Source organism: Fulvivirga sp. (genome assembly GCF_040220315.1).
GTDB lineage: Bacteria > Bacteroidota > Bacteroidia > Cytophagales > Cyclobacteriaceae > Fulvivirga.
This window is the reverse complement of the sequence record NZ_JAVJUY010000309.1, coordinates 1-5,362: the sequence shown is the minus strand read 5'-3', so window position 1 is coordinate 5,362 and position 5,362 is coordinate 1. Positions and strand designations below refer to the sequence as shown.

Sequence of the window (5,362 nt, the reverse complement as noted above, 5' to 3'; positions counted from 1 at the left end):
GCTGTGGCGAAGAAAATGGAGATGTCAGATTTACTTGTATAAATTTCAATGAAGGTATCAAAGCAGATAAAATTAACCTTGCTGTTGTAAATGATACAGAATACCAAATTGATAATTTATTGTTTAAAGCTTCAAGTGGTGATTTTACACCAGCTTTTAATGGAGTATTTTCCGATTGGGTTTATGTTGGCGGACCTGAATTTATGCTTACACTGGCCTATGTACAGGATATAGTTTTTGAAATTAATGGTATTGAATATCACACAGGGTCAGAAATTCCTATGCAAGAAGGGCTCACATTTGAACTGGGCAATGCCTATCTCATAGTAATTAAAGGAGTAACGCCAGAAACCGGAGAAGTGGAAACTGAAATGGTATTTTGGACTGCTGGAGTATGTGATGACACACCAGAAGGTTGAAAGAACACTAATTAAAAAATCAAAAAAGTAAGAGCAATCCTCGGCTGAACACTCAGCTGGGGATTTGTCATAATGCTACTAATCTAAAAGATACTTCTGTACCCAATATGGAATGGTCTTAGAAAGGTATGTGATGTCGCTTCCTTTGTAAATTTCAAGAATGAGTTCTGGCTGTTTTCCGGAGTTATCCCAAATAAAGGTTCTGTATGTGTTTTTAGCCGCTTCTTTTAGTAATTTCAGGCTTTCATAATATCGCTTTTCGATTTTATCCTTCGGAACACTATGTCCTCCTTCTTTTACACGAAGATTAACACGTTCTATGTTAATTAATGGGTCTTTTGTGCTAATAAAGTACAGATATGTTTTGTACCCAATTTTGTTCGCTCGTTGTAATATCTCAATTTTTGATTTATGTGACATTACCGTTTCAAATGTTAGTTTTTTCCCTTCGGAAAGTAATACATGTCGTAAATAATCAGCCAATAGGGCGGCCTCATAGCCATACTCACTCTTCGAAGAATGAAATACTTTACCTTGCTCAAATTTTAGATCTATCGGAAAACCTGCATTAGCAGCTTTTTGAGTTAGAGAGTGTTTTTTTACGAACTTTTTGAATTCCTCGTTCGATATTTTGTCAATACCTGATTCTGTTAGGCTAATGTGTCCTGAAGTTTTTAGCTTCTTTTCAATAACATCGGCATTAACGTAGACACCAACGTCATAATTCTTTTGAATTTCTTTAATAATGGTACTTTTCCCGGATCCATTGGGTCCTCCAATTACTCTAAGGCGCCTCCCTTTAAGATAACTTTGCTCCAGTTCCAATTTCTACCGTTATGCTTTCATGCTCAACTCTGCCTACTTCAGTAATTTGGCCATCAGGATATTCTCGAACAATGATGCCATCTTTAAGGTAAGTTATGTATAAACCACTCTTTTTGGCTCTCGCAAGGCTTTTCTTCACTCCATTTTTTGCAACCTTATGTAGTTTAGAATAATGCTTTGGAGTTTCTTCAATATAAGATAGATATCTAGTTCTTTTTTTGCTCATGCTTTACAAACATAACAGTTTTACATTAAACATTAGTTCCTACTAAAGTTACGATTTCCCATACTCTATCTTCCTAATCTTCCACACAAACTCAGCCACAGGAGTTTTTACAATGGCTTCATCACCCACTTTTTTGTCTAGCAAGGCTTTGGCCATGGGAGAGTCCATCGAAATGTAGTCTGGGTTGCCAATAAGTTCTTCATACCCTACAATGCGCAGGCGTTTGTACATGCCTTTATCATTTTCAATTTCTACCCAGGCACCGAATGATACTTTTCCATCCTGGCTGGGGTGGTAGCTGATCACTTTAAAGTCATCGATGCATTTACGGAGGTAAAGCACGCGGCTATCAATTTGTCGCAGGCGCTTTTTGTTATAGTGGTAATCGGCATTTTCAGAGCGGTCGCCCAGGCTGGCTGCCCAGTTTACTTTGTTGGTGATGTCAGGGCGCTCTACTCGCCAAAGGTGATCTAATTCTTCCTTTAGCTTTTCCATTCCTTCCGGGGTGATTAACTGTGATCTCATGCTTTTGCAATGCTATAAAAAAGGAAGCTTACACAAAAGTGTTTCGTCATTGTGATATAGCTATTGACTGATTGTGGCTGTCGATTTTAGAACTGTCATTCCGTAATGAAATGAAGGAATCTTAAAACGAAACACCGATCTGCATGGCGGAAAAGATTTCTCCACCGCCCACTGGCGGTTACGAAATGACCAAAAAAAGGATTATTTAATGGAGGCATAAAAAAGCACCACACTTTTGTGTGATGCTTTATCCACTTCTGTGGGCCCACCTGTCCCGATAGCTATCGGGACGAACCAGGCTAACAATATTTCAATTTTAGTTTATCAATTATCTCAGGATACATGACCAGATTGGTGATGTAGATTCTACTCTTCATTCTTTTAATGTGTTTTTCAATTTGAATGGATTACATTTTGGATTCACATTGAATGGAAAGAAATAACTCCCAATCATCAACCTGAGCAGTGAATTTCTTATTGCCATAGCTTTTATTTATGTGCAACTCAAGTCTTTCATTTGGCGAAAGGCTTGTGCTCCCAATATAATATTTATTTATTTTTCGGCTATAACGGATGTAACAGTAGTTCATGAATTTCAACAGCATTTCAATACCCATAAACAGAAAACCCCGCCTTGAGGCAGGGTTTTAATGGTGGGCCCACCTGTCCCGATAGCTATCGGGACGAACCAGGCTAACAATATTTCAATTTTAGTTTATCAATTATCTCAGGGTACTTGACCAGATTGGTGATGTAGACTTTACTCTTCATTCTTTTAATGTGTTTTTCAATTTGAATGGATTGCTTTTTTGATTCACATTCAATTACAACATACAACTCCCAATCATCCACCTGAGCAGTGAATTTCTTATTGCCATAGCTTTTATTTATGTGCAACTCAAGTCTTTCATTTGGCGAAAGGCTTGTGCTCCCAATATAATATTTGTTTATTTTTCGGCTATTAAGGATGTAACAGTAGTTCATGAATCTCAACAGGATTTCAATACCTATAAACACAAAACCCTGCCTTATGGCAGGGTTTTAATGGTGGGCCCACCTGGGCTCGAACCAGGGACCCCTTGATTATGAGTCAAGTGCTCTAACCAGCTGAGCTATAGGCCCTAATTTTTATTTTACTTCGAGTTTGGTTCTCGAACCTCCCGATAACTATCGGGAGAGCTATAGGCCCTTTATCAATGTGCAATTTTCAATTAACATAACTGCTCATTGTTAATTGCCCATTGCTAATTGATTTTGGGAGTGCAATATTAGATATTTGCCCACAATATCACAAACAAAAATTTTAAAATTGAACAAGCTTTCAGTCAGGCATTTGATCTTCGATCTGGGTGGGGTAATCATCAACCTCAATACCCAACTCACAATTCAGGCTTTTGCTCAACTAACTGGTAAATCACCACAACAAATTATCGATTTCTCCAACGCTCACCCTGGATTTCATGCCTATGAAAAAGGCGAAATATCAGATGATGATTTTCGGTCGGTTATTAGAGAATTATCAACTGCAGAATTAGAGGATTATGAAATAGATAATGCCTGGAATGCCATGATTTTGGATTTACCACTTGAGCGGATTCATTTGCTACAAAACCTAAAGGAGCATTTTTCTGTTTACCTCTTGAGTAACACTAATTTCATTCACATGCATCGTGTAAACGAAGTAAGGAGCGAGGCCGGGCATCCAGAATTTAATACATTATTTCATCAGGATTACTACTCGCATTTAATGGGCAAGCGCAAACCCGATGCTGCTACTTTTGATCAGGTGATTCAGGAACAAAACCTTAATCCTAAAGAGGTATTATTCCTTGATGATAGCCTAGCCAATATTGAAGGTGCTCAAAGGCTTGGTTTACAAACGCTTCATGTAACTTCGCCATCGGTGATGATGGAATACTTTAATAATGGACTATAAGCTAAAAAAGTACTTAATACATAGCGGATTATTTATAATCACCTTTTTCACTGCTACGGTAGCAGGTACTTGGTGGATCAACGGTAAAATCTTATTCTTTACGGATTATAACTGGAAAGACTTTGAGCTAGGCATGGCTTACTCTATACCCTTCTTGTTGATTTTAACGGTGCATGAATTTGGCCATTATTTTACTGCTAAATATCATAAAGTAAAAACCACTCTACCCTATTATATTCCGATTCCACCATTTCCAATGTCAATTGGCACAATGGGCGCTATCATCAGAATTAAGGAGCACATCAAATCAACCAAAATCCATTTTGATATTGGTATTTCCGGCCCCATTGCTGGTTTTGTAATTGCCGTAGGGGCACTCATTTATGGGTACAGCACTTTGCCCAATTTGGATTATCTATTCCAGATTCACCCTGAATATGAGCAGTTTGGTGAGAATTATGAAGATCACGTATACACATGGGAATTTCAGGAGCAAATGACTCACAAAGCGTATCAGGAAGCCAGGGCTCAGGATTCGATTAATGCTGTAAATGATGGTGAAATTGATTCATGGTCTTTCCCTGAATACCAGAAGCAATCGGAGATACCTAATATTTCAATAAGCAAGCCATTGCTCATGGTGTTTATGGAGTCGTTTGTAAGCGACCAAAAGCTGGTGCCAAATTCAAGGGAAATAATGCATTATCCTGTACTAATGGCAGGATTTCTTGCACTATTAGTTACAGCATTGAATTTATTGCCCATAGGCCAATTAGATGGTGGCCATGTGCTCTACGGAATGGTTGGTTTTCACTGGCACAAGCGAATAGCCACTTGGTTCTTTCTTGGCTTTTTGCTTTATGCAGGCATGGGATATCTCACTCCCTATGATGGTATTGATGAGTTGATGTGGAATGTTCCATTGTATATTGGCTTTTTATACATCACCTTAAGGGGATTAAAGAAAAGCCAACAGGAGACATTGATGTATGCCTTGATTCTATTTTCAGTGCAGTTTGTGGTGCCTATGGTCATTCCTGTACAAGGTTATTCAGGTTGGCTCTTTTTTGGGTTGATATTAGGTAGGTTTATTGGCATTTACCATCCACCTTCTGTGGATGAGCAAGCACTTAGTCTGGAAAGAAAGTTATTAGGCTGGTTGGCACTGATTATATTCATTATATCATTTAGCCCGGCACCTATTATTATTGGATGATAAATTTAGACATGCTAAAAGTCATCCTGAGGCACGAAGGACCTTCCTAAATAAGTACACCGTAATCATAAAGATTCGTCAACCCAACTAAGTAAGTTGCCTCCTTTGTCGGCATGACATTCTTCGTTTAGTAGTCATCCTGAGGCACGAAGGACCTTCCTAAGTTAGAACAACGAATACGAAAAGTATGGTCAACCCAACTGAGTAAGTTGCCT

General features: G+C 38.4%; 8 protein-coding genes and 1 tRNA gene. 3 read left to right on the top strand and 6 right to left on the bottom strand.

Going from position 1 to position 5,362, the window contains the following annotated elements; all coding sequences use genetic code 11:
* Positions 1-419: hypothetical protein (locus RLO81_RS15650; RefSeq protein ID WP_350113683.1), on the top strand; the 419-nt coding region annotated here is incomplete at its 5' end.
* Between the two features lie 78 nt (positions 420-497).
* Here the strand turns inward: RLO81_RS15650 and RLO81_RS15645 are convergent.
* From RLO81_RS15645 to RLO81_RS15620, 6 genes are all read right to left on the bottom strand, one after another.
* Positions 498-1,244, bottom strand: coding sequence for an ATPase (locus RLO81_RS15645; RefSeq protein WP_350113680.1), 747 nt, complete (start codon positions 1,242-1,244; stop codon positions 498-500).
* Entirely contained in the window at positions 1,219-1,470 is a 252-nt protein-coding gene (locus RLO81_RS15640) for a hypothetical protein (protein WP_350113678.1), read from the bottom strand. Before RLO81_RS15640 ends, RLO81_RS15645 begins: the two co-directional genes overlap by 26 nt.
* Positions 1,471-1,518: 48 nt before the next feature.
* Complete coding sequence (gene greB, locus RLO81_RS15635) at positions 1,519-1,995, bottom strand: transcription elongation factor GreB (protein WP_350113675.1); 477 nt, start codon at positions 1,993-1,995, stop codon at positions 1,519-1,521.
* Between the two features lie 407 nt (positions 1,996-2,402).
* Complete coding sequence (locus RLO81_RS15630) at positions 2,403-2,585, bottom strand: GIY-YIG nuclease family protein (protein ID WP_350113672.1); 183 nt, start codon at positions 2,583-2,585, stop codon at positions 2,403-2,405.
* Between the two features lie 103 nt (positions 2,586-2,688).
* Positions 2,689-2,979, bottom strand: coding sequence for a GIY-YIG nuclease family protein (locus RLO81_RS15625; protein WP_350113669.1), 291 nt, complete (start codon positions 2,977-2,979; stop codon positions 2,689-2,691).
* 61 nt (positions 2,980-3,040) lie between these two features.
* Positions 3,041-3,117: transfer RNA gene (locus tag RLO81_RS15620), tRNA-Ile, on the bottom strand.
* A 187-nt stretch (positions 3,118-3,304) separates the two neighbouring features.
* On the opposite strand from RLO81_RS15620, the gene RLO81_RS15615 reads away from it, so the two are divergent.
* Together RLO81_RS15615 and RLO81_RS15610 are read left to right on the top strand one after the other, a co-directional pair.
* Positions 3,305-3,931, top strand: coding sequence for an HAD family hydrolase (locus tag RLO81_RS15615; protein WP_350113666.1), 627 nt, complete (start codon positions 3,305-3,307; stop codon positions 3,929-3,931).
* On the top strand, positions 3,921-5,147 hold the full coding sequence (locus RLO81_RS15610) for a site-2 protease family protein (RefSeq protein ID WP_350113663.1): 1,227 nt from the start codon (positions 3,921-3,923) through the stop codon (positions 5,145-5,147). Before RLO81_RS15615 ends, RLO81_RS15610 begins: the two co-directional genes overlap by 11 nt.
* Positions 5,148-5,362 lie beyond the last annotated feature (215 nt).